This is a genomic window from Kitasatospora griseola, assembly GCF_014648555.1.
Lineage (GTDB): Bacteria > Actinomycetota > Actinomycetes > Streptomycetales > Streptomycetaceae > Kitasatospora > Kitasatospora griseola.
The window spans coordinates 1-3,959 of record NZ_BMRI01000062.1 but is presented as its reverse complement, the minus strand read 5'-3'; the positions used below and the strand labels follow the sequence as shown (position 1 = coordinate 3,959).

Here is a 3,959-nt window from a genome sequence, read left to right as displayed (position 1 = left end):
GGTCGCCAACACCGGCCCGGTCCTGGACCCGCAGGAGGTCCCCACACTCTTCGAGCCGTTCCAACGCGGCCGGCAGCGCAGCGGCGACGGCTCCGGACTCGGACTCGCCGTCGTCCGGGCGGTCACCCGCACCCACCACGGCACGGTCACCGCCACTCCGCGCCCCGCTGGCGGCCTCACCGTCCGCGTCGAACTGCCCCGTCGTAGCCCGGCCGATCCACCACCGGAGGTTGGTACCCCGGCCCGGTGACCGACACCGTCGGCGGTGAACCGCGAGCGCAAGTGCCGTACTGGGGCGAGGCGTTCGCGCGCCGGCGGGTTGCCGGTGCGTGAACGCCCCTGTCCGGTGGTTCGGCGGGTCGGTCGCGTCGGCGTGCGGGTCAGTGCTGGGTGGTGACGGTGGCGCCGCTGAACGCGGTCTTGCCGTAGAGCGTGATGTACCGGTATCCGGCGGTGGTGCTGGTGACGGTGATGCTCTGGTCGGTGCCGCTCTTGGTGGAGGAGGCGGTGTAGTAGAGATGGGCGGTGCCGGTGCCGCCGGTCGTGGTCACCTTGAGGGTCACGGTGCCGACGGGCAGGTAGATGTACAGCTTGTCCTGCTCGCCCGCGGCGGCGGACCGGTCGGTGCGGAAGCAGTTGCGGTGACCTGCAGGTCGGCCCCGGTGCAGGTAGTGGGGGCGGCGGGGGCGGTGACGGTGACGGGCTTGCTGGTGGTGGCGGTCTTCCCGTTGCTGTCGGTGACGGTCAGGGTGATGGTGTAGGTCTTCCACGGGGTGGTCTCCGTGGAGGTGGTGCCGTCGCCGAAGTTCCAGGCGCGGGAGGCGACGGAGCCCTTGCCGCCGGTCACTGCGGAGCGGTCGGTCAGCTGCGCGGTGAGGCCGGTGACGGTGCTGTCGAAGGCGGCGGTCGGTGTGCCGGCGGTCAGGTAGGTGTCGGTGGCGCAGGTGCCGAGCCAGGCCCTGAAACCGGCGTCGTAGGACGTTCCGATGGCGTTGTAGTAGCCGTAGCCGTGGGTGTAGTCACCGAGACGGAAGTAGTAGAGCATGCCCTGGACGACGCTCGGGTACCGCTCGACCATGTGGCGCACCGCGAGGTAGCCCCAGCGCCGAACGGGCCAGTGAACCTTGGTGCCACAGAGCACCGAGTGCGAGGAGGGGTTCGTGGGACAGCGTCCACAGCGGGGAAGGGTGTACCGGCGGTGCGGCTGCTCGGACAGCAACGGCAAGCAACTGGGGTCGTGGTGTCCCCAGTTGGCCGCGGACGTGAAACACGGGAAGTGGACGTACTGCGTCGACCTCGCACCCGACGAGGGACAGCGCCGCCGCACCCGCCGGCGGGGCGAGTTCGCCACCCGCGCCGGGGCGTCACGCCCGGATCAACGAGCGCGGAACCTTACCGTTTCGGGTCAATAACTGCACGCGCCTCGACAGGTCGAGGGGCTCCTCCTGCTCCAAGAGCCGTGTGACCGCCGCCCGGCAGCAGTCGCAGGCGGCGACGCCGGCTGCCGCCGCTCATGCCAGGCAGGCAGCTGCCGAAGCACGGTGATCGGCGTGCGCGGCCTACTCCCTCATGAGCACCATGGAAACCGGGACCCAACCAATGTGAGCAGCGACCCGACCGCGGAGGCGCGCAGTGGGTGCATTCCCCACCGCGTCGACGAACAGATCGCCACTGGGGCGGGCATCGAGGCGGCCGCGCTAACCGTGCCGAGCCTGGCCAGCTCACTGCGAGCCGTCCTCGACGGTTCTCGCGGCGGAGTATCCGGGTCAGCTCCGGTCCGGGAGCCGGGGCGTGGGGCGGCCGTTGACGTTCGGGTCGGCGGCCGGTGCGCCGGTCGTCGAGGTCGCTGTGGAGTGCTGGATGGACCGCAGTATGGCCAGCCCCTGGCTGGCGATGCCGGCCGCGATCTGATTCACCCCGTCGGTCCCGTTCAGGACGGTCAGATCGGCGCCCGCCATGCCCCGGGCCGCCGCGTCGGCGAGTGTGGGAAGGTTCTCCACGATCCGGTTGGCCGCGATCAGCTCCTGGTTGCCGTCCCGCAGCGACGCCGCGCGGGCGACGTTGGCATCCGCCTGGGCCTCGGCCAGGGTCCGTTCCGTGTAGGCGCCGGCGTCGGCCTCGAACTTCACCCGGTCGCGGTCCGCCTCGGCCAGCGTCCGCTTCCGATAGGCCTCGGCGTCGGCCGGGCGCCGCACCTCCGCCTCCAGCCGCTGCGCCGTCAGTGCCGCATTGCGCTGCGCGAGGGCGGTCTGTTCCTCGGTGACCTCCTGGGTGGCACGTGCCTCGGCGAGCGGCCCTGCCTGTTCGGCGCGCGCCCTGGACTGCTCGGTCTCCGCGAGGAAACCGGCCCGCTTGATCGCGGTGTCCCGCTCGTACTCGGCCTTGAGCGCGGCGGCCTGCTGCTCCCGTTCGCTCGCCTCCTGGTCGGCCTTGGCCTGGGCGATCCGGGCCTGACTGGCCACCGCCGCCGCGTGCGGCGCGGCGAGGTTGTTGATGTAGCCGGTGGCGTCCTCGATCTCCTGGATCTGCAGCGCGTCCACCACGATGCCGAGCTTCTCCATCTCGCCGTGACTGCCTGCCATGACCTCCTGGGCGACCCGGCTGCGTTCCCTGATGATCTGCTCCACGGTCAGCCCGCCGATGATGGAGCGCAGGTGGCCTGCGAAAATCCGTCCGACCAGTTCCTGCATCTGGTCCTGCTCGGACAGGAAGCGCCGGGCGGCGTTGGCGATCGACACGGCGTCGTCGCCGACCTTGAAGACACAGACCGCGCGGACGGTGAGCCGGATTCCCTGCTGGGTGACGCAGTCCTCGGCGATCTCCGCCTCCTGCAGGGCCAGGGACAGCATGCGGGCCTTCTGCTTGACGGGAACGACGAAGCTCCCGTGGCCCGTGACGATCCGGAACTGGGTGTCCTGCGACTGCCGCTTGGAACCGGAGATGAGCATGGCCTCGTTGGGCGCGGGCACGTGCCAGAACAACATGACGAACCACCTGACCTGCAACAGATTGAGGAGGGCCGCAGGGGCCGCCGGACTCAGGACGGCAGCGGCTCGACGAGCACCGACCGGGCGGAGATCGTGTCGATCACGACCACCCGGGTGTTGACCGCGATCGGCCCGGCGGACCAAGCCGCGAACGCCTCCGACCCGCCGCGCAGGCCCACCAGCACCTCGCCCGGCCCGTCCGTCGGGATCGGCACCGTCACCCTCCCGACGGCTCCAACCGGGCTCTGCCGGGAGTCATCGGCCGCGTACATGACACCTCGTGCCGTGCGGCACGACATCGCAGTGGGCGGCCGGAACACGAACGGCCACGGGCGGCACCCCTCCTGGAGGCACCGGGCCCCCGGTCGAGTCCTTCGGCAGAATGCCTGCGGGCAGCGCGTGCGGCGCGACCGCCCCAACCCCTCCCACGGTACTCCGGCCCGCAGCAGGGAGGCGTTTCTCGGGCACCCGGCTCGGATCTCCAGCCCGGGAGTCCCGGCCCGGAGCCGGGCCAGAGTCTGGCGTCGGCGCGGTTTCGCACACCCCTACCGCACTCCCTGGCGCATCGCTTGTATGAGCCTCCGTGTTTCGGTTCGCGTCGGCCGATCTGAGCCCGAATCCACCGGCTGATCGCCGGTGCGGGAGGGGCCCGGAACGAGGAAATGCCTTGTGACCTGCGATGATGTGAGTTCTCTACGCTCCATCAGCACAATCAGCAAGGCATCTCGTAAGTGCAATCCTCTCACGCCACAACGGCCGTCTCCGCCGCGTTCGACGACCGTCCACGGCTTGCGGAGTACTGCGGTGCCCCGGCGGCAGCACCAGGCCGTCCACAATGAGCCCGAGGCAGGTGTTCGACATGACCACGACCTCCGATCCCACCGCTGCCCAGCCGCCGGGGCCGGAACCGCCGGTCCGGCTCTCACTGACACCCGAGGGCGCCACCCGAGGGCGGCTGGACGGAGCCTGGTG

5 protein-coding genes are annotated in these 3,959 nt (G+C 70.7%); 1 reads left to right on the top strand and 4 read right to left on the bottom strand.

Going from position 1 to position 3,959, the window contains the following annotated elements; all coding sequences use genetic code 11:
- The coding region (locus tag IEZ12_RS36100) for a sensor histidine kinase (protein WP_189278478.1) at positions 1 to 250 on the top strand (250 nt) is incomplete at its 5' end.
- Between the two features lie 130 nt (positions 251 to 380).
- Here IEZ12_RS36100 and IEZ12_RS36095 read toward each other — a convergent pair.
- The 4 genes from IEZ12_RS36095 to IEZ12_RS36080 all read right to left on the bottom strand — a co-directional run bounded on the left by IEZ12_RS36095 (position 381) and on the right by IEZ12_RS36080 (position 3,202).
- A complete protein-coding gene (locus IEZ12_RS36095) occupies positions 381 to 563 on the bottom strand; it encodes a hypothetical protein (protein WP_189278476.1) in 183 nt (60 codons plus the stop codon).
- Positions 560 to 1,141, bottom strand: coding sequence for a PKD domain-containing protein (locus tag IEZ12_RS36090; protein WP_373295567.1), 582 nt, complete (start codon positions 1,139 to 1,141; stop codon positions 560 to 562). Before IEZ12_RS36090 ends, IEZ12_RS36095 begins: the two co-directional genes overlap by 4 nt.
- Positions 1,142 to 1,766: 625 nt before the next feature.
- A complete protein-coding gene (locus IEZ12_RS36085; RefSeq protein ID WP_189278472.1) occupies positions 1,767 to 2,984 on the bottom strand; it encodes an SPFH domain-containing protein in 1,218 nt (405 codons plus the stop codon).
- A 53-nt stretch (positions 2,985 to 3,037) separates the two neighbouring features.
- Positions 3,038 to 3,202: an NfeD C-terminal domain-containing protein gene (locus IEZ12_RS36080; RefSeq protein WP_189278504.1), complete on the bottom strand. Its 165-nt coding sequence runs from the start codon at positions 3,200 to 3,202 to the stop codon at positions 3,038 to 3,040.
- Positions 3,203 to 3,959: the final 757 nt, after the last annotated feature.